Source organism: Cyclonatronum proteinivorum, assembly GCF_003353065.1.
Classification (GTDB): Bacteria; Bacteroidota; Rhodothermia; order Balneolales; family Cyclonatronaceae; genus Cyclonatronum; species Cyclonatronum proteinivorum.
On the sequence record NZ_CP027806.1, the window covers coordinates 858,870 to 880,950 of the forward strand.

Here is a 22,081-nt window from a genome sequence, read left to right on the forward strand (position 1 = left end):
AAGCTATGTATAAAGCAGTAGAAGTTCAGAATCTTTCTCTTGGCGTAAAAACCGGAAGCCGGTACACTGAAATTGCCGAAAATATTTCTTTCACACTCTACAAAAGGGAGAGACTTGGTATTGTCGGGGAATCAGGCAGCGGCAAAACCCAAACGGTGCTTTCCCTCTTGGGCCTTACGCACCCAAACATTAAACCCCTTTCAGGCCGGATTCTCTTTGAAGATAATCTGGTTTGGGATGCTGCCTTTGCCGGAAAAAGAAGTGAGCGGAAAAAACTTGCAGCCCTTCGGGGGAATGATATTGGCATTATTTTTCAGGATGCACGGGCGAGTTTGCTTCCGCACCTGACCATTGAAGAGCAGGCCCGGGAAACCTGGCTCACCCTACGGCCAGAGATAGGGCTCATAGGTTTTGAGAGTCAGACCACTTTCATCCTTCAAAAACTCGGCTTTTCGGATCCTAAAGCTATCCTTGCAAAGTATCCCGTGCAGCTCAGTGGGGGGCAGGCACAACGCGCTTATATCATGCTCGCCCTGCTTGGTCAGCCGACCGTGCTGATAGCTGACGAACCCACAAGTTCACTCGACCCCTATACATCCCGGCAGATTATTGAATTAATCCAGAAATTCTATAAAGAACAGTATCTCAGCCTTATTATCATATCCCATGATTTGGCTGAAATCATGACCATCACCGACCGGATTATCGTGATGTACGCCGGGCGAATCGTCGAAGAAATCCCGACCAAGGTACTGAAAGAAGGTGGGGAGCCATATCACCCCTACGCCCGTTTTTTGTTTTCGATGGCTACCGGCGAACTTTTCGGGCGCTTACGTGAGGCTGCGGCTGACAGTCCGGTTTTCCGGGAGGACTACCTCAACGGACATAAAAAAGCGGAGTCCGGCTGTCCGTATGCCTCAAGATGTGCTCTGAAAAAGACCCTGCCTGAAGATCTGCAGCGCAAGTGTACAACCAATATGCCTCCGCTAACAGATCGGGGCAACCAAAGAAAAGCTGCATGCTGGGGAGTTGGTGATGAAAAAGCCTGAGACTAAAACAGATGTAATATTCAGCGTCCGGAAGCTTGAAAAATCCTTTATCACAGTAACCGGAAGCAGAGAACCCGTGCTGAATGAGATAGATCTTGACTTGTTATCCGAAGAAGTTACGGGTATAATCGGTCTGAGCGGCGCCGGAAAGACGACCCTGCTGAGGGGCATTTTACAGCTTAGCCGCCCTGACGCCGGTGAAGTGTGGTATAAGGGTAAAGACCTGACGCAGCTCAATGAAGACGAGCTGCGCGGACACCTCAGGCCAAATGTGAGAATGATATATCAGCATCCGGAAGCAGCTTTAAATCCCGGCCTGAGGGTAGAAGAAATATTCGTACAGGCTCTCCGGCTAAACCCGGATAAACCGGTGGGTTCTGATGTAAGGGCAAGTTGTGACCGCCTGATTCAGGACATAGGCTTGGATCAAAGCTATCTGAAAAAATATCCCCATCAGCTCAGCGGTGGTGAAAAAAGAAGGGTAGCCCTTGCGCGGGCCCTCGCAACCGGCCCTTCCGTTCTGTTTGCAGATGAACCCTTTGCAGGGCTGGACAAGGTACTGCAGTTTGCCATGCTCAGGCTCATACTCAAGCTTAAAAAACAGTATCGTTTAACCGTAGTCATCATTTCGCACGATACTGACATCATGCAGGAAGTCTGTGACACCCTCATTGTGATGCACGAAGGCAGGATTGCGGAAGTGATTTCAAAACCCTGGACTACTGATTCCTACGCAAGTGAGGTAAGCCATAAATTACTGGGTGTATAGCAGGCCGGGTTTCCTCTGGCTCTCTGCACCGGACCTGATACTCCCAAAGTGTGTTTGCATGTGATTCTGTAGATACTGTGAATATAAATTAAATAAAGTAATTTTTTGCTAAATTATATGTTGTCTTTCCAATTCAACATGTTTCGGATTAGAAGTGTAAAGGTGAATTTAGGATTAAAAATCGAGGTTTAATAGTTAAAGAGAAAATCTGCACTAGCCATGATCCGTGAGGATACTTAAAATGTTCAAGCAACGTAACTATCAATAAGGTCAACGATATGAAAAACTTCTTTACTGACGAATTGAGTTCAATAAGCTTTGTTTTCAAAGTAGCAACTATGTTATTTCTGATGATTTGGTTAACCGATAATTTGCTTGGCCAAAATACAGAACTAAGAGTATTTGATGACCCACCAACTAGTCATATCCCTGTTGACACGAGTAAATTAATTCACGATAGAAAAGAGTATTGGGATAACTTGAACTCAAATGAAAAATATAATTATTTGAACCTAATTAAAGAGAGAACATTATTTATTCAAGGTTTTATTGAAGATCAATATGTACTAGATATTAGTTCTTCCACTATTGATTTTGTGGAGTTAGCACTAATGGAGGGTGTAGAGTCGATAGTGGTTGAAGATTTGTTAAATCTACAAAAAAAATTTAATGACGCAATAAAGCATAAAAAGTTAATAAAATCAGAAGTAAATTCAGAAGGTTTATTACAGACTACTGTACTCGTGCGCCCAAATGCGACGCAATGGTGGACGGGCACTGTTACGAAAGGTCCAATCGAGAATTTTAGCTATAATGTGGCACATGGCAATAGCAATGGAGGAATAAGTGCTGGAAGAGATAGTGTTAATTACAGATCAAAATCTTGGGTATTTTTTAACATATTATCAATCCCAAACAACGCAGAAATTATAAATGCAGAGCTCGATTTTTTTTTGACAGATGCAGGAAATACTTCTCATAGAATTGATATTGGGCAAATGGATGTAAACACTTTTAATAGTCTGACTGGTCCTGAAGCTTTATATAATTATATTGGATCAGTACCTACGTTTATAAATAATTGGAATGGAATGACGCCAACTGCACCAGCTATAAGACAGGTTAATTACACAGCGTCTGGAAGAAGTTATTTGCAAGATAGCATTATAAATGGAACAATACATGGAATATCTATCAGACCTTCTTCAGATACTATTATGCAAAGAGGGCAATTTCGTGGATGGGATTGCTGTGGAAATAACGCCGAACCGTGGTTGATAATCACATATACATTGATCAACCATGTACCACCTCCCCCAACATTAGTTTCTCCATCAAACGGTGCCATAAATGTACCTGAAAGTACAACATTGAGCTGGAATAGCGCATTAGGGGCGACTTCTTATCAGTTACAAGTAGCAACCAGTTCAAGCTTTAGCTCGTCAAGCTTAGTCGTCAACCAAAGTAACATAACAAGTACTTCAAGAAATGTTAATCTGAACGAGGAAACACTGTATTTCTGGCGTGTGAGAGGTTCAAATGAAATTGGTGGTGGCGAATGGAGCGAAGTATGGTCATTTACGACCTCAGATGATTTGCTGCCGCCGGGTACATTTTCGTTGCTGTCTCCCAAAAGCGGTACGGAGCTGATTGCTGATCCCGAAGATAATACTGAAGTCACTGTTATCTGGGATGCATCTGAAAATGCTGATACATACACCTGGCTTTTGATTGAGCAGGGCGGTGATTTCGATGAGCCGGTACTGGGCTTCTCATCCGATGATGAGGGCACGGCAACACAACTCACTTTAACAGTAGCCGGGATTGTTTCGGCCCTGAACGAAGCCGGAGTGAATACTGAAGGTGCGCTCACTCTTGAGTGGACAGTTGAAGCACAAAATGAACAGGGCACACAGCGGGCAGAAGAACCCTTTACCTTGCTGCTAACCCCGCCTACGTCCGTAAACGAACCTGTGGTTCCCTCAGCATTCGCCCTGAACCAAAACTATCCCAACCCCTTTAACCCGACTACCCAAATCGAATATGCCCTGCCCGAAGTAGCTGACGTCCGTTTGGAGGTCTTCAACATCATGGGGCAACGGGTCGCAATATTGGTCAATACTATGCAAAACGCCGGCTACCACATCGTTACCTTCGATGCCTCGCGGCTATCGAGCGGGATGTATATCTACCGATTGGAATCGGGCAGTTTTATCCAAACTCGAACCATGATGCTGGTTAAATAACATGTATTGATGATAATGTATGCTTCTGAAAGGAATTATATAAAGTCTATTAAATGAGTTCGCTCCGAAAAGTCAATTTCAACGAAAAAAGTGGCCTCTATTACAATTTTAGAGGAGTGATAAGCCTAAAAATGGACTTTTCGGAGTAGGCTCTTAAATAGGGCTTCCTTAAAAAGTAAAGCCAGCCTGATTGGCGAAGGCTGTCAGATTCAGCACAAACAGCGTAGCCGCAATCCAGGTCTCGGAGGTACTTCTGAGTTTGGCTTTGATTTCGTTGAGTGACAGTGCTTGTTTGGGATCAAGTAAAATACTTGGGGAGCGGATCTGATTTCGTGTTATTTTGTGGGTATGGAAAAAGAATTGTTGCACTTGTTTTTACCGGCTGGTTTGCTGGACCGGTTTGAAATTGAGCGTTTTGAGCAGTCCCGGATAGAGGGTAGCGCTATCGCTTCAACATTACACATCTATCTGGTGGAGAAGAATCAGCTTCCCCCTGGTTATGCCCCCGATGAATGGGAATCTAAAGGTTTTTGCGAATCCAAAACGATTCAGGATTTTGCTATTCGCACGAATCTGGTGTACCTGGTCTTTCGGCGGCGGCGCTGGCGTTCGAAGAGCGATCCAAATCATACCATTACCTCCGACTTGGCTTTTTTAGCAAAAGGAGCCAAAATGACCGCCGAGCTATCGGCTTTTTTAAAAGGTACTGGTCAAAACCCGTGAAGAAACGGTAAAAACGATTGCCGAACACCATGGCGTGAAGCCCCGCACGCTGCGAAGGCTCTATAAAAACCACAGCAGCGGCTTCCGGGATTGGAACCAGCGGGATCAATGCGAGCCAGTACCTGCTTTATCCCGATAATGTGGGGCCTGATATAAGTATCGATGAGGTAAGTCTGTCACGTGGTGAGCTGTACACCATTGTGGCCAATAAGCAGGCAAAAGGGCGAAAGGGATCAACAATCGCCATTATTCAGGGAACAAGGGTAGCGGATTTGGTCAGCCGTCTCGAGCTTTTACCCCTTGAACTAAGAAATCAGGTCCGACAGGTGAGTATGGATATGGCTGCGAATATGAAGTCGGCAGTGCAGCAGGTGTTTGCCCAGGCATCGATCGTAACAGACCGCTTCCATGTAGTTCGATTAGTCAATGAATGTGTTCAGCAGGCTCGTGTCAAGCTACGCAGGCAAGAGATGGATACAGAAAACAGGGCAATTATACAAGCCAGAGCCGATAAGAAGCGCTATGTTGGCGAAGAACTTGCCAACGGTGACACGCCTAAACAATTATTGGCCCGCATGCGAAACACCCTTAATCAACCCCAAAGCAGCTGGTCTTTATCCCAGCGCATCAGAATGAGCATTGCTTTTGCCCGCTATCCCCATTTAGAAACAACATACAATCACGCTATGCGGCTACGCTCCATTTACGAAAATACAAACAAGGCAATAGCAGCCCAGCACATGCGAGACTGGATAAATGATTCTCATAAGTACTATAAAGAAGAATTTGCCACAGCAGCGAATTCTGTATCCAACCACATGGATACTATTCTAAACTTCTTTGATCACCGGGCTACAAATGCCAATGCGGAATCCTTTAATGCGAAAATTAAAATGTTCCGCGCCATCCAAAAAGGCGTTCGGGATGTACCGTTCTTCCTGTTCAGACTCGAAAAACTTTTTGCTTGATTATCGAGTTCTCCCCAAGAAATGTACTTGACCCTTGAAAACACCCGACAAGCAAGTCCTCCACACTAAATAAATACCTGAATTTCAGCAGTTTGTGCTAGCTGAAGATGGTTGGCATGTTATAATTTGCGGGAGGGCAGGCTGTATAGCTGGTCGGGTTACCTTTGGCTATCGGCACCGGACTTGATACTCCCATAAGGAGTTTGGATCTAATTCTGTATATATTGAAAATATATAAAATTAAGTAATATATTTGTTGAATTATATATAAATATCAATACTATACGTTTCGGATTGCAAGTGTAAAGGTGAATTTAGGATAAAAAATCGAGGTTTAATAATTAAAGAAAAAATCTGCACTAGCTATGATCCGTGAGGATACTTAGAATCTTCAAATAATGTTACTATCAATAAGGTGAACGATATGAATAACTTTTTTTCTGACGAATTGAGTTCAAGAAGCTTTGTTTTCAAAGTAATGATGACGCTATTTCTTCTAATTTCGTTGACCGATAATTTGCTTAGCCAAAACTCGGAAGTAAGAGTATTTGATGGCCCATCAACTAGTCATAGCCCTGTTGATAAGAATAATTCAATTGGCGATAGAATAGAGTATTGGAATAACTTGTATTCTAATGAAAAAAGTGACTATTTGAATATAATTAAAGAAAGAACACTATATATTAAACATTTTACTAAAAACCAATATGTCTTAAGTATCGGTGCTGCCATCATTGATTTTGTGGAATTAACACTAATGGAAGGTGTCGAGACAATGGTAGTGGAAGATTTGTTAACCCTACAAACAAGATTTTATGACGCAATATTGGATGAAAAGTTAATAAAATCAGAAGTAAATTCAGAAGGTTTTTTACAGTATACTGTACTCGTGCGCCCAAATGCGACGCAATGGTGGACGGGCACTGTTACGAGAAGTACAATCGGAAATTTTAGTTATAATGTAGCACATGGCAATAGCATTGGAGGTATAAGTGCTGGAAGAAATAGTGTTAACTACAGGTCGAGATCTTGGGTCTTTTTTAACATATCATCAATCCCAAACAACGCAACAGTTGTAAATGCAGAGCTTGATTTTTTCTTGACAGATGCGGGGAATAGTTCGCATAGAATTAATATAGGTCAAATGGATATAAATACATTTAATAGTCTAAATGGCCCTGAAGCAATTTACAATTATATTGGTTCTGTACCCACATTTATAAATAATTGGAATGGAATGACGCCAACAGCACCTGCCGTAAGGCAGGTTTCTTACACAACGTCTGGAAGAAATTATCTGCAAAATAGCATCACAAGTGGAAATATACATGGTATATCTATTAGGCCCGCTTCAGATACGATTATGCAAAGAGGTCAATTTCGTGGATGGGATTGCTGTGGGAATTCCGCTGAGCCTTGGTTGAGAATCACTTATACATTACCCAATCCCACACCTCCACCTCCAACATTAGTTTCTCCTACGAATGGTGCCTCAAATGTACCTGTAAATACAACATTAAGTTGGAATAGCTCCTCTGGAGCCACATCTTATCAGTTACAAGTAGCAACCAGCTCAAGCTTTACCTCATCGAGTTTAGTAGTCAACCAAAGTAACATAACAAGTACTTCAAGAAATGTTAATCTGAACCAGGGAACTACATACTATTGGCGTGTTAGAGCAACAAATAATTCAGGGAGTAGCGATTGGTCTGCAACAAGAACCTTCACGACAATTTGCAATACACCAAGTCTTCCCGTGCTTGTTTCGCCTTCGAATGGTGCTACAATTACGGTTACTAACCCAACATTAAGCTGGAATAGCTCGTCTGGCGCAACACACTATGAGTTACAAGTGGCTACAAATTCAAGTTTTAGTGCTTCAAGCATAGTTTTTAATCAAGGAGTTTCTGGTACTTCGCGAACCATTAATCTTGAACCTGACATCACATATTTTTGGAGGGTAAGGGCTGTAAACAGTTGTGGTGTTAGTAATTGGTCGGCAAGAAGTTTTACAATTCAATTACCCCCTTCAACAATCAACGTAACTGTGAGGAATATCGATAATACACCTAAACAGGGTGCAATTGTGGTAAGGTTTAACTCAAACTGGCAGCCTGTACAGGAACGCATAACTAACGCATCGGGAGTAGCAAGTTTTACAGGTTTACCGGCTAATCAAATATTTCACTTTCAGGTATATAACCCTACAGATCACGTTACTGAAAATGAGTTTTGGGGACAGGTTGCAAACATCAATTCCGGTGTTAGTCAAACAATATCTGTTCCTTTTACCCGAAGGGCACCCTACTCAGGGGGTATAAGCTATAGTTCGCAGAATTTACAATCTGGCGAAGAGGTAACGATTACTGTTGGGGTTGCTAATCCTGAAAACATTAGTAAAAATACACGCGTAAGAATTCAAATTGCACGAGGTACAAGGACAAATGTCATTCATACTGAAATGAAAACGCTGACATTGAGTCCATCTTCAAACAATATTCTAAATTACACCTACACACCTGCGGAACCCGGTGACTATTTTGTCAGAGCTCACTTTACCCAAGCTAACTATGAAAATATGGGTTGGGTTACAACAGACTCATGGAGTTGGCCTGACGAAGTGTCATTTACAGTTCAGCCCCCACCTACTTCAAACATTGGTGTAACCATTCGTAATTTTGATAATGCGCCGAAGCCATTTGCCAAAGTAGTGATGTATAATGCAGAATGGCAGGAATTAGAAGAAAAAGAGGCTGACAGTCAAGGTATAGCATTATTTACGCAAGTGCCGGCAAATCAGATATTCCATTTTGAAGGTTATAATCCAACACCTCACCATTCAGGAAATGAATTTTGGGGGGCAGTTACAAATGTTAACTCAGGTCAGTCTCAGAATATACCAGTTGATCTTGTTCGTAAAGCTCCATTTTCAAGAACGTACAGTTTAAGCACTACAAACTTAAATGTTGGTGAATCAATAAGTATAGGCATAGTTGTTGTAAATGGTGAAAGTTTTCCTGTAAATACAAGAGTTCGTTTACAAATTGCCAAAGATAGTCCTTCGAATATAGTGCATACACAGTCAAGTTCTTTTTCTGCTCCCCCGCTTCAGGAAAATGCTCTAAACTTCAATTTTACCCCACAAGGTGCGGGCGAATACTACATAAGGGCTTGGTTAACAGAGGCTTATTATGATGGTTGGAAATTGACTGACACATGGGCGTGGCCAGAAGATCCTGCATTCACGGTCAATGCACTTGAAGGAAATTTAGAAATTGTGGTTAAAGATGCGAATAACAATAATACCGAAGGAGTAGACCTTGTTATTTATGAAAATACAACATCGGGCTTAGTCAATTTAAACCAGGATAGAACCACAAACCAAAATGGTGTAGCATTTTGGGAGTCATTAGATGCTACAAAAATTTATACTTTTGATGTTTTTAAATCAACGCCGGTTATCGCCGGTTTAAAAGAGTACTGGGGTTCATTGAATCAAATATCAATTTCTCCAAATACGAGTAATCATAGACAATTTAACAGAAACGCCTCTTTTAGTGAAGGAGTACTAATTACAAACGAAAATGGTCATATAGCGAATAGCTTTTTTGGCGGAGAAGTAGTAAATGTCGATGTTAGAGTAAGAAACAGATCTGACTTCACGCAGGATACGAGAGTTGTCTTTCAGGTGGCAACTGATACCTTGGCCACTACTCCAACTCAAATTACGAGTAATTTCAAAAGTATTGAAGCCAACAGTTACGAATATATACGGTTTTCGTTTTTTGCTCCTAACACAGGTGGTACATACTATGTGAGACCGTATAAAACCGAGGTTTCCAACATTAGCAACGAAATAACATTAACAGATACCTGGTACTGGGTAGAAGGGTTTGATGTTACAAGCACCTCAGAATTGTATATCTCAAGTGTAGTACCCCAAACTACAGTGACTTTGAGTCCGGGTTCATCACAACTCTATACTATTACTGTAAGAGATGATAATCAGAATGCCGTAAGTGGAGTAACTGTGCAGGTTGATGATCAAATTGCAGGGTTGAATACTTCCGCGGGACCAACTGATAGCAATGGTCGGACGACTTACATCGTGGAGATACCTTTTGATTTTGTGGCAGGACAATATTCGCTTGAATTTTTTCTATATAATAGTGAAAATACTATTATTAGAAATATTAATGTAGATTCAGATGTTCAAATAGATGCTGTAATTGTTACAGTTGATGGCATAGATATTGGTGCAATGATTGCTGAGTCTGGAACTTATGAAAGAGAATCAAATTATCTTGAAGTTGAGATTGAAGAATTAATTAATTCAAATAGAGTTGAAATAATTCCTTATTCGTGGAATGGTGATATTAGAGACACTGTTCAACATGTCGATTCTTTAAAGACGTTACTTCTTGCAGCATATGAAATAGCATCTATTAATAATGCTAAGCTAATTGTTACTGGTCATAGTTGGGGTACACTATTATCATATGTTGCAATGGCTCAGCTAAGGGAAAATATATTTGTTGATCTATATATAACTCTTAGTTCCCCACTTGGTACTTACTTTGCACATCCATTGCTAACAGATTTGGAGTTTGTAATACATGGAACTACGTATTCGTGGCTAAATGAACTAAACTTCTCGAATTGTTATAACTGTGTACCAAATATAAATAGATTTATCAATTATTGGGCATATAGGGACGCTATATCTGGACCACTAGGTGAAGGTTGGGATTTACGTGCTGAAGATGTTGTTGTAGATTCTTATTTAAACCCAGTTGGTATATACTTATCGCGCCTTTCATTAAATATAATCAACAATATCAGGTGGCATAAATATACTAGTTTAAGACCTACAAATTTTGGAAATAACTTAAGGAACGCTGTTTATTTTGAGATAATGTCTCTGATAGATAATACTCCACCACCTCCTCAACCAGTTGTACTTAATGAAATTGTCATTCCTGATAATATAACTATAGGAGATAATTTTAATATACAAATAGATGCGAAAAATATTGGTGGTTTGGCAACTTATGGATCAATTTCGGTATCCTTTCCTGGTTTGTCTAATCTAGATGGAATACAAATATCTTCTAATACTACAAACCCATCATATGTCTCGACTTATAATGAAGGAGATTTAATATGGAGATATGACGGTGAGCAAATACCAGCGGACTATTTATTGATTGAATATGGTGATCCTGCATGGGACATGAATCATGAACAGACATTAGCACTTGAAATAACTCCTCAAGTTGCAGGTGAATACGTAATTGACGTTAGAGTCAATATGGGTAATCAAAGCACAGGCGCATATTATAATAACCCTATTGAGTCAGAATATTATGATCAACAAGGATGGTCGGTCATAAGATATATTGTTGTCGTGCTACCGGATGATGATGAAATTCCATTAATCACCATTAACCCTGTAATCCTAGATTATGAGCAGGTTGAAATTGGGAATTTTAGCGAGCAAGTGCTCACAATCACAAATACATCTACAAATAATTCAACTCTTTCAGGTACACTTGAAATAGAAGGAGGGTATTTTACAATTACCAGTGGTGATTATTCTTTTAACCTCACATCCGGTCAATATAGTCAAGTTACCGTTCAGTATGCACCAATTGGATCAGAAGCCGTGCACACAGGTATGCTATCCATTTCGCATAATGCACCCAATCGGGAATCACCATTTGACGTTATACTTGTTGGTGATGCAGTTGAAGCCTTAGAGGTAGTTGATATGATTCTTAGCATTGGAAGTATAGATTTTGGAAATATTATTGTTAATGAGTGTGAGAATAAATCTTTACTGATTACCAACTCAACTAATTCAACATCCCAGCTTAATGGAAGTTTGATATTAAATGAGAGTGATCAGTATTCAATCCTAACAGGGGGGCAACCATTTAATATAAGCCCTGGTCAGGATAGGTTAGTTGAGATCGAGTTTTGCGCACCCTCTGAGCTTGGCAATATGAATGCCATGCTAAGAATTGTGCATAATGCTGGAAATATAGATAGTCCAATAGATATCCCACTAACAGCGAACGTAGTATCTGATTTAAGCATGGTTGACTTTGCATTGAATGTAAATGTATTCGATACCGCGTCAAACTCGCAAAACCTGATTATCGGCACAGCATACGATGCAACTAATGGATTAGATCCACAATATGATCAACCAGCACCTCCATCCCCACCAGACGGAGCATTTGATGCGCGGATAAGAACATCAAATGGCAGCTTCTTTAGTTTTTTTCAACCAACGACACAGGAGCAAACGACTTGGAATATAAGATTTGAGCCAGCTTCTAACGCCGGTCCGATTTCATTAAGTTGGAATCCAGATGAACTTCCATCAGAAGGCAGCTTTAGTTTAACGGACATAATTGATGGTAACTTTGTCAGTATAAATATGAGATCAGTTAACGAATTTACTATTCCTTATGACTTTATTAATGAATTGAGACTGACCCATAGTGTAATACATTCGCATAGCAGATCATATACAAGTGGATGGGCACTTGTTGGCATGCCTGTAGTAATGCAGCATAATAGCTATTCAGACATCTTCAATCATGCAATGCCCGGATCCTTTTTTGGATACGAGGGTTCATACATTGGTCAAAGTGTCTTTCTACCTGGAAATGGCTACTGGATTAATCTTACGGATGATGAGGATGTCATTTTTAGTGGTAGTATAATTGATCACATTGAGTTGGATCTTAATGAAAACTGGAATCTTATTTCAGGTACATCGGAATCTACCCCCGTATCTGGAATACAGGATCCAGACAATATTATTGTACCAGGCACAATTTACTACTATGATGGTGCATATGTAGAAGCAACTGTAATAGAGCCCGGCTTAGGTTATTGGGTTCTTGCGAACGATTCAGGCGTTGTAGTGCTAGGTGTATCAGGGCAAAATTTAGCAGGTATGGGCCGGCCGGCTGGTAGTATAAATGAAATTCCTAAAGGATTTTCCAAAATAGAGATTTCAGATGGTCAGCGAACTTTGATTCCCTTGTACTTCGGTGCTGAATTATCAGACGGTGAAAGCTTAATGGGTTATGCATTGCCGCCAATACCTCCTGCCGGATCTCCGGATGCCCGGTTCGAAGGGAATAAGAGGTTGAGCGAATCTGAATTGGTTCATGTAAAGCTGCAACAAGGTTCAATACCAATGGTGTTAAACTTAATAGCGCATGATCACAATGTAGTGTTTACGGTACGTCAGATTAGTGGAAGTGTTCAATTGGATGAAAGTCTAATTGAATCACACCGTACTTTGCAAATCCTGCCTAACACCGAAATTCTTGAAATCCGCCTTAATCATGAAGATTCAACAGTTGAACTGCCTAAAGTACTAACACTAATGCAAAACTACCCTAACCCATTTAATCCGTCAACACAGATTGAGTTTGGCTTGCCACAAGGATCGGATGTTAGATTGGAAATCTTTAATATTTCGGGTCAGCGTGTCGCTCAACTTGTGAATGGTTATCGTGAAGCTGGTTGGCATTCGATTTCCTTTGACGCTTCTAACTTATCGAGTGGCCTATATTTGTATAGAATTCAAGCGGGTAACTTTAGCGAAACTAAAAAAATGATGCTAGTAAAATGATTAGGTTTAAGGCTAACTTTGTGAGGAATGTACTATTATTTATAGCTGCAGTTTTAATCTTTACTGCAGCTACAAATGCTCAGGGAAAAGAGACTGAATTTGTGATTAGCGATGGCATACATCAACAGTCTCTGATAGTGGGAGTACATCCAGCTGCGCAGGAAGGTTTCAACCAGGGTCTTGACCAATTAGCCCCTCCTCCACCTCCTGATGGGGCATTTGACGCTCGGTTAAATGTTGATGGAGTAAGTTATTTTGTCAAATATCTAAGTTCGAACCCTGGTCAAAAAAGATTTGAGTTTCGTTATCGCAATGGTAGCGGAAATGAACCGATCTCAATTAGCTGGAGTAACGAAGAATTAATCCCTAATGCGATTTATTCCATAGAAGATAGATTTGGAGGTCATAATTTTTCGTCTCCTTTAGAAAATATTGGAGAACATTTTGTGCCATCACAATTAAATTCTGTGTTAAATGATGGATTGGTATTGGTGATCGATTATGGGGAAGCCACAACAATTAATGAGACACCAAATAGCCATGGTACATTTACTATTGGGCAAAATTATCCCAACCCTTTCAATCCAAGTACTGTGATTCCAATTTATATGTATAAAGATGCAGTTTTGGATATAAGTTTATTTAGCTCTGACGGTCGAATGATTCAGCGAATATACAGAGGCTTTAAGTCAAATGGACGACATACAATATCCTTCGACGGAAGTTATTTGCCTTCAGGAATCTATTTGGTAAAAGTCAAGTCTAACACATTTGTAAAAACAATTAATATAAGCCTAATCAAATGAATAATATGTATATGCGGTTCGCAGGGGTTGTTGCAATTTTATTCACTTTGCTGACTTCAAACATCGCTATTGGCCAAGAGTTTTCTGTTCCGTTTAATGTTAGTGATGGTACAAACAATAGAGAATTAGTAATTGGTATTCATCCTAATGGGGATACAGGTTTTGTTGAGGGGCTTGATGAACTAGCTCCACCACTACCACCTGATGGTGCTTTTGATGCTCGCATCCGGGTTGGGGGGATAAGTTACTTTACAAAGTTTCTCAATAACAGTGTTGGTGAGAAAGTGTTTGAGTTTGCCTATCTATCGGCTGCAGGGCAAGATCCAATTAGTATAGAATGGAATCCTGACGAATTGGATGACTCGTTTGGTTTCCGAATTCAGGATGTATTTGGTGGCAATATTATTTCAGTAAGCTTATTTGACTATCCGGCTGGAACAATCACACCGGCAGAGCTTAACCCAGTATTGTCAGAAAGGCTCGTATTGGTTGTAACTGTTAATGATGAAGAAGCCCAAGTAACGGATCCGCCTGTTTTTTCACCTGAACCGGGTACATTTGAGTTGCCTCAGACGGTCACGATAACGTCAGCTACCGAAAATGCTTCCATTTACTTTACGACTGACGGCACAGATCCGGATGAGACCTCTTCGGAGTACAATGAGCCTATTGAAATAACAGAAACAGTGACCATCAAAGCCATTGCTATCGCGCCCGATTTTCATCCAAGCCCTATTATATCTGCAGAATATGTGATTGAGCCGATTCTGCCGGGCGCTTTCGATCTGCTCACTCCTGCTAAGGGCACAGAGCTGGTGACCATCCCCGGCAGCAGCGAAGAAGTGAACATCACCTGGCAAGCCTCCGAAAACGCCCAAAGCTACACTTGGCTGCTAACAACATCTGATGGCAGTTTTGATGAACCCTTGCTGAGTCAGACGACCGAAAATACAAGCCTAACCTTCACAAGCGGTGATTTGGATGCGTTACTAGCCGGTGAGGGCATAGCGCCGGGTGAAGGTGCTGCGCTGCAGTGGACTGTCGTTGCCCAGCGCTTCGACAACACGACCGCAGCCGCTAACGGCCCGTTTGGTCTTACACTCACACGTGGCGTGGCAGATGTGACGGTTGATCCGGCTTCGCTGTCGTTCACGGTTAAAGAATTTGAAAACAGAACACAGACGCTAATGCTGAGCAATGCGGGTCAGCTAAACGCTACGCTCAGCATTACCGCGCAGGCTGGCGAAGGCGGCAGCTGGCTGTCGGCCTCGGAAACAGAGGTGACGGTTCCGGCCGGTGGTTCTGTTGAAGTAGAAGTTACTGCCGATGCGGCTGTGGGCAATCTTGAGCCGGGCAGCTATACCGGTAATGTCGTTCTCACGGGCGATGGCACGGACTTCACAGTACCGGTAAGTCTGGAAGTAACGACACTTCCGCTGGGTGCCTTCAACCTGCTCACTCCCGCAGACGGTAATGAGCTGACCACCATTCCGGGTAGTTCTGATGAAGTAGAAATCACCTGGCAAGCCTCCGAAAATGCCCAAAGCTACACCTGGCTGATGATTGCGGAGGGTGGTAGTTTCGATGATCCTTTGTTGAGTCAGACGACAGAAAATACAAGTCTGACGTTCACAAGCGGGGCTTTGGATGCATTTCTGGCTGATCAGGGCATAGCTGCCGGCCAAAGCGCAGCCTTGCAGTGGACTGTTGAAGCCCAGCGGTTCGATAGCACGACTGTGGCGGCCAACGGCCCGTTTGGTCTTACACTCACGCGCGGCGTGGCCGATGTGGCGGTTGATCCGGCTTCACTATCGTTTACGCTTAACGAGTTTGATAACGGTACACAGACGCTGACGCTGAGCAACGCCGGTCAGTTACCCGCAACACTGACCGTATCGGCGCAGGATGACGCGGGGGGCAGCTGGCTGTCGGCCTCGGCAACAGAGGTAACAGTCCCTGCCGGTGGTTCAGTTGAAGTAGATGTGACAGCCGATGCGGCTGCGGATGATCTTGAGCCGGGCAGCTATACCGGTAGTGTGATTTTCACGGGTGAGGGCACGGACTTCACGATACCGGTAAGCCTTGAAGTGACGACACTGCCACTGGGAGCTTTCAACCTGCTCACCCCGCCCGACGGCACGGAGCTGACCACCATTCCGGGTAGTTCTGATGAAGTAGAAATCACCTGGCAAGCCTCCGAAAATGCCCAAAGCTACACTTGGCTGCTAACAACATCTGATGGCAGTTTTGATGAACCCTTGCTGAGTGAGACGACTGCAAGCACAAATCTGACGTTCACAAGTGGGGCTTTGGATGCATTTCTCGCCGGTCAGGGCATTGCCCCTGGCCAGGGTGCAGCATTACAGTGGACGGTTCGGGCGCAGCGCTTCGACAACACTACTGTGGCGCCCAACGGCCCCTTTGCTCTGAACCTCACGCGCGGTGTGGCAGATGTAACGGTTGATCCGGCTTCGCTCAGTTTCGAGCTGCCCGAAGATCAGATTGGAACACAGACTATTACTATAACAAACAACGGACTTGTGGCTGTAACCCTCAACATAGCGGTTGTCGAAAACCAAGGCTCGGGCTGGCTTTCGAGCAATCTTCAGCAGATTACCCTTTTCGCGAACGCTTCACAAACGGTGAGCATTTCAGCCAACCCGGAGGCTTCCGGGCTTGTTCCGGGCACTTATACAGGGACTGTCATTTTTAGCGAGGGTACTCCGGATGGGGTCAGTGTAGAGGTCCCCGTAAACATGCAGGTGCAGCCTCTGCCACTTGGGGCTTTTGGTCTGACATCCCCCGCTGACGGAGCCGCAATTGCGACACCGGTGAATTTGGACGGTTCCGTGGAAATATCCTGGGAGGAGTCCGAAAACGCACAAAGTTACCGATGGCTTGCGATACTACCGGACGGGGGTTTTGATAATCCGGTTCTGGAAATTACGGGTATTGAAAATTCATCATTTGATTTAAGCTATACGGCTATCAATGACTTCTTTGAATCGAATAACATCCTTCCGGGACAAACACAGGAGATTCTTTGGACAGTTGAAGCGGCACGGTTTGACAGTACAAGAGCCGCAGAGCAGGCGTTCAGCTTAAAGCTGTCGAATCAGGCAGACGCGTCATTTTCCACGATTCAAAACGATGATGAGCAAATCACAACCGATGATACCACAACGCTTACGGTACAGCTGCGTGACAGCGCCGGTAATCCGGTAGCGCAGGCCGGTAATCCGGTAACGCTTCAAACCAACCTGGGGCTGATTAATGGAGTTTCCGGTCAGCTTACGCTTGAAACAGACGAAGATGGCGCTGTATTAGCAGAGTTCAGTTCAGAGCAGGTCGGTGCTGCTGAAATCAGTGCTTTTGTGGGTTCGGACACAGGTGGTGAACAAATTGGTACGGTCGCCATCGAGGTCACCTTTGGTGCCATCAATGCAACGCAATCTACTTTTGCCACAGATGACGATAACATTACTACAGATGACACCGCGCAGCTTACGGTAGAATTGCTTGACTCGTTTGGCAACCCGGTTACAGAAGCGGGAAATGTTGTGACTTTGCAAAGTAGTCTGGGTCTCATCAACGAGAGTACCGGTCCGGTAAGCCTTACTACCGATGAGCAAGGTAGAGTAACAGCCAGTTTTAGCGCTTTGGAAACAGGTACAGCTGAGCTGACAGCGCAGCTTGAAGCTGCGGCAGAAACCATTGGTATCCTTACGATAGACGTTGGTTTCGGCGCCATCAATCCCAATGTGTCGGAACTTACTGCGGGCACTCAACAGCTAACAACCGATGATACCACAACGCTTACGGTACAGCTGCGTGACAGCGCCGGTAATCCGGTAGCGCAGGCCGGTAATCCGGTAACGCTTCAAACCAACCTGGGGCTGATCAATGGGGGTTCTGGTCAGCTTACGCTTGAAACAGACGAAGATGGCGCTGTGTCAGCGGAGTTCAGGTCAGAGCTGGTTGGTGATGCTGAAATCAGTGCTTTTGTGGGTTCAGGTACAGGTGGAGGGCAAATCGGAACTGTCACCATTGGAGTCACTTTCGGTGCCATCAATGCATCTGAATCTACCTTTATCACGAATGCTGAAACCATCACCACAGATGATACCGCGCAGCTTACAGTAGAACTTCGCGACTCGTTTGGCAACCCGGTTACACAAGAGGGAAATGTGGTGACTTTGCAGAGCAGCCTGGGGCTCATCAACGGTAGTTCCGGAACAGTGACACTGCAAACCAATGCCTCAGGGGTCGCAACGGCTGCCTTTGGCTCTGTCGAAACAGGTTCCGCTATACTAACAGCACGTCTTGGCAGCGGAGCTGCGGCAGAAACCATTGGTACCCTTACGATAGACGTTGGTTTCGGTACCATTAATCCCAATATGTCAGAATTTACTGCGGGCATTCAACAGCTAACAACCGATGATACCACAACGCTTACGGTACAGCTGCGTGACAGCGCTGGTAATCCGGTAGCGCAGGCCGGTAATCAGGTAACGCTTCAAACCAACCTGGGGCTGATTAATGGGGTTTCCGGTCAGCTTACGCTTGAAACAGACGAAGATGGCGCTGTATCAGCAGAGTTCAGCTCAGAGCAGATCGGTGATGCTGAAATCAGTGCTTTTGTGGGTTCCGGCACAGGTGGTGAACAAATTGATACAGTCACCATCGAGGTCACCTTTGGTGCCATCAATGCAGCTGAATCTACATTTGCCACAAATGCCGATAACATTACTACGGATGACACCGCGCAGCTTACGGTAGAACTTCGCGATTCGTTTGGCAATCCGGTTACAGAGGCGGGAAATGTGGTGACTTTGCAGAGCAGCCTGGGGCTGATCGACGGTAGTTCCGGAACAGTGACACTGCAAACCAATGCGGCAGGGGTCGCAACGGCTGCCTTTGGCTCTGTCGAAACAGGTTCCGCTATACTAACAGCACGTCTTGGCAGCGGAGCTGCGGCAGAAACCATTGGTACCCTTACGATAGACGTTGGTTTCGGCGCCATCAATCCCAATGAATCAGAACTAACAGCCGGTATTCAACAGCTAACAACCGATGAAACCACAACGCTTACGGTACAGCTGCGTGACAGTGCCGGGAATCCAGTAGCACAGGCAGGCAATGAGGTAACGCTTCAAACCAACCTGGGGCTGATTAATGGGGTTTCCGGGCAGGTAACGCTGAACACAAATCCAGACGGTTTTGTGTCAGCGGAGTTTAGGTCAGAGCAGGTGGGTAATGCTGAAATCAGTGCTTTTGTGGGTTCAGGTACAGGTGGTGAACAAATTGGTACGGTCACCATCGGAGTCACATTTGGTGCCATCAATGCAACTGAATCTACGTTTGCCACAGATGTCAATAACATTACTACCGATGACACCGCACAGCTTACGGTACAACTGCTTGACTCGTTTGGCAACCCTGTTACACAGGCGGGAAATGTGGTGACTTTACAGAGCAGCCTGGGGCTCATCAACGGTGGTTCCGGAACAGTGGAGCTGCAAACCACTGCGTCAGGAACCGTATCCGCATCATTCACATCTGAAGAGCTGGGTGAAGCCTCCATAACAGCCCGGACAGGATTAGGAAACGAAGAAGAAGAAATTGGTGTGCTAACAATAGGGGTTACATTTGGTGCACCAAATGCGATCAGGTCAACTTTTGCAACGGAACAGGATACGGTGCGCACAGATGAAACGGCTAATCTTCTCATACAGCTTCGGGACGCCGCAAATAACCGTGTTCGGTCTGCCGGGCTTCCGGTAACGGTAAGCGTATCAGCCGGAAATCTCACGTTCGGAAATAATTCCGGACAGATCCTTCTTGCAGAAACAAATGGAGAAGGTGAAGTTTTACTGCAATTTGTGCCTGACGATAGTATCACGGCTGCACAGAACGCAGCTGTGAAGTCTTTCATAGGTGAATCAGAAAACAGCCAGAATGAAATCGGAGAAGTCACCCTCAGAATGATACCTATTGCTGCACCGCCAGTATTCAGTAGGGTCGGAGGGTATTTTTTTGACGCGGTATTTGTAGAACTGAGCAGCAATCTGGAAGGAGCGCAAATCCGTTATCAAATCGGTGGCGGTTCAGAACAAGTCTATACCGGTCCGGTTCTTATACAGGCTACCGCTGAGCTGAGAGCGAAGGTGGTTAACGCAGTTGACTTCGGCGATAGTGGTTTCAGATCAGAGCTTTATCGCCGTGCTCAGCCCGATGCTGCGAGTCTCTTTCCTTCTAACGGGCTTTCAAACATAAGCCTTAGACCAGTGTTGGGCGGAGCCATTTCCGGCGCACCGCAAACGCCAATACGGCTTTTTGCACGGTTTAATCAGGCTGAAATCGGGGATGTGAATATTTCGGATAGCCCGCAGCTCGAAGAAGAAACAGCCTATAGCTGGCATTTGTGTCTGGAAAACAACCCGGATACAGCAAATGCGTGGAAGTCATGCCGCGAAGCAGCAGCAGACTTTACAACCCGACCTACTATCCGTGAAACAGAGCAACAGCAGCTAAGCTTTGGTTCCGGAGCGGAATTGTATTATCAGTTTGTCGGAATTCCATACAGTGAAGGTACTCCAGCCGATCAGTTTATGTCGGGGGATCAGGGCCCGGACTGGCGAATATTTGATTTTGCACTTCGGGAATCAGCTGATGAAAATCCTGTACTATTTGCAGCTGGTGATCCCGTTTTCATGATAGCTCAAAATCCGGTAACAATTCCTGCAGGCGCTGCGGCAGTGCCCTCACCTGAAACAGATGCTTCGTTAATTCCGCTTCAAACGCGAAATAACTGGGCTGTATTTTCGAAACCTTTTATTAGCCCGGAACCTCTTCAAATTTTTGATATTCTTCTGTTTAACGGGTTGAATGCTTCAACACCCGTTTATGCCCTTGAAAATGGCAGCTGGCAGTTGCAGCAGCCGGAAAATGTGGTGCAAACATATACCGGCTACCTTGTTTGGACAGGGGATACAGGCCTCAATAGTCTTGATATACCGTACACAAGCTTACAGCAAAGAGGACTGCCGTCTCATTTTCAGCGCCCAACTGCTGTACCCGGTTTAAATCTGGTGATTTCATCAGATGGGGCAGAGCAGATATCAGAACTTCAGCTTCGCTTTCCTGGGCTGGCTGATTTGGGGCTTGAAAGCAGGGCTAAGGCGGACGGAATACAAAATGAAGCTCAGGCTGAAATTTCAGGACAGCCTGATGAGTTCATTAGTACGGATGTTCCCTACCCCTGGATGGATATTTCGGCCCGAACAGCGGCCTTTAGCACAGCTGATACGCACCTTGCTGCTTATCACAAAGTGTTGAAAGAAAGTTACGTCGAGTCTGGCAGCCGGTATGTCATTAAAGTTAAAGAAAATGCCAATGAAGCCTTAAAATGGCAGCTGCATGCTGACGATATGCCCGAAGATGTAGCTATGCACGTTGAGAATGCCCGTACCGGTCGGACAGCCATCATACTTCCCGGCGAGCCAGCGGAAATCCTGCATAGGGAGGAAGTCACAGAATATATCATTCATGTGGGTAGCAGGTCATACATCGAGCAGCTCAACGGAACGCAGCTACCTGAAGCTTTTGTGCTGGAACAAAACTACCCGAATCCTTTCAATCCGGTTACCAACATTCGTTTTGGTTTAACCGAACAGGACGACGTTCGGCTGGAGGTATTTGATATTTTGGGCAGAAGGGTAGCCATTCTGCAAAACGGTCCGATGGAAGCGGGCTGGCACACGGTGGTTTTTGATGCAAGCCGGCTGGCTTCAGGGGTATATCTGTACCGCATTATTTCGGGAACCCATGTAGTGACCCGCAAAATGACACTTGTTAAATAAA

Annotated in this window: 9 protein-coding genes; 8 read left to right on the plus strand and 1 reads right to left on the minus strand. The window is 44.2% G+C overall.

The annotated features are described in order from the left end of the window. Positions 1 to 5: 5 nt before the first annotated feature. The 3 genes from CYPRO_RS03310 (at position 6) to CYPRO_RS03320 (ending at position 4,064) form a co-directional block, all read left to right on the plus strand. Positions 6 to 1,049: an ATP-binding cassette domain-containing protein gene (locus CYPRO_RS03310; protein ID WP_114983273.1), complete on the plus strand. Its 1,044-nt coding sequence runs from the start codon at positions 6 to 8 to the stop codon at positions 1,047 to 1,049. Beyond that, positions 1,036 to 1,818, plus strand: coding sequence for an ATP-binding cassette domain-containing protein (locus CYPRO_RS03315; protein ID WP_114983274.1), 783 nt, complete (start codon positions 1,036 to 1,038; stop codon positions 1,816 to 1,818). The genes CYPRO_RS03310 and CYPRO_RS03315 overlap by 14 nt, the downstream gene beginning before the upstream one ends. A gap of 278 nt (positions 1,819 to 2,096) precedes the next feature. Continuing rightward, positions 2,097 to 4,064: a SusE domain-containing protein gene (locus CYPRO_RS03320; RefSeq protein WP_114983275.1), complete on the plus strand. Its 1,968-nt coding sequence runs from the start codon at positions 2,097 to 2,099 to the stop codon at positions 4,062 to 4,064. Between the two features lie 168 nt (positions 4,065 to 4,232). Here CYPRO_RS03320 and CYPRO_RS16405 read toward each other — a convergent pair whose 3' ends face one another. Then, entirely contained in the window at positions 4,233 to 4,433 is a 201-nt protein-coding gene (locus CYPRO_RS16405) for a hypothetical protein (RefSeq protein ID WP_124245503.1), read from the minus strand. Between CYPRO_RS16405 and CYPRO_RS03325 the strand changes: the two genes are divergently transcribed. From CYPRO_RS03325 to CYPRO_RS03345, 5 genes are all read left to right on the plus strand, one after another. After that, a complete protein-coding gene (locus CYPRO_RS03325; RefSeq protein WP_114985677.1) occupies positions 4,413 to 4,787 on the plus strand; it encodes an ISAon1 family transposase N-terminal region protein in 375 nt (124 codons plus the stop codon). The genes CYPRO_RS16405 and CYPRO_RS03325 overlap by 21 nt on opposite strands. A 104-nt stretch (positions 4,788 to 4,891) precedes the next feature. Further along, entirely contained in the window at positions 4,892 to 5,755 is an 864-nt protein-coding gene (locus tag CYPRO_RS03330; protein ID WP_456298331.1) for an ISAon1 family transposase, read from the plus strand. A gap of 424 nt (positions 5,756 to 6,179) precedes the next feature. Then, positions 6,180 to 13,412, plus strand: a complete 7,233-nt coding sequence (locus CYPRO_RS03335; RefSeq protein WP_114983277.1) for a choice-of-anchor D domain-containing protein — start codon at positions 6,180 to 6,182, stop codon at positions 13,410 to 13,412. Beyond that, positions 13,409 to 14,218: a T9SS type A sorting domain-containing protein gene (locus CYPRO_RS03340; RefSeq protein ID WP_114983278.1), complete on the plus strand. Its 810-nt coding sequence runs from the start codon at positions 13,409 to 13,411 to the stop codon at positions 14,216 to 14,218. The genes CYPRO_RS03335 and CYPRO_RS03340 overlap by 4 nt, the downstream gene beginning before the upstream one ends. A 467-nt stretch (positions 14,219 to 14,685) precedes the next feature. Further along, a complete protein-coding gene (locus CYPRO_RS03345) occupies positions 14,686 to 22,080 on the plus strand; it encodes an invasin domain 3-containing protein (protein WP_164682506.1) in 7,395 nt (2,464 codons plus the stop codon). Position 22,081 lies beyond the last annotated feature (1 nt).

Bases quoted from the DNA above. Each gene is read 5' to 3' on its own strand.
- CYPRO_RS03310 (WP_114983273.1), top strand. From the start codon at position 6: ATGTATAAAGCAGTAGAAGTTCAGAATCTTTCTCTTGGCGTAAAAACC.
- CYPRO_RS03315 (WP_114983274.1), top strand. From the start codon at position 1,036: ATGAAAAAGCCTGAGACTAAAACAGATGTAATATTCAGCGTCCGGAAG.
- CYPRO_RS03320 (WP_114983275.1), top strand. From the start codon at position 2,097: ATGAAAAACTTCTTTACTGACGAATTGAGTTCAATAAGCTTTGTTTTC.
- CYPRO_RS03325 (WP_114985677.1), top strand. From the start codon at position 4,413: ATGGAAAAAGAATTGTTGCACTTGTTTTTACCGGCTGGTTTGCTGGAC.
- CYPRO_RS03335 (WP_114983277.1), top strand. From the start codon at position 6,180: ATGAATAACTTTTTTTCTGACGAATTGAGTTCAAGAAGCTTTGTTTTC.
- CYPRO_RS03340 (WP_114983278.1), top strand. From the start codon at position 13,409: ATGATTAGGTTTAAGGCTAACTTTGTGAGGAATGTACTATTATTTATA.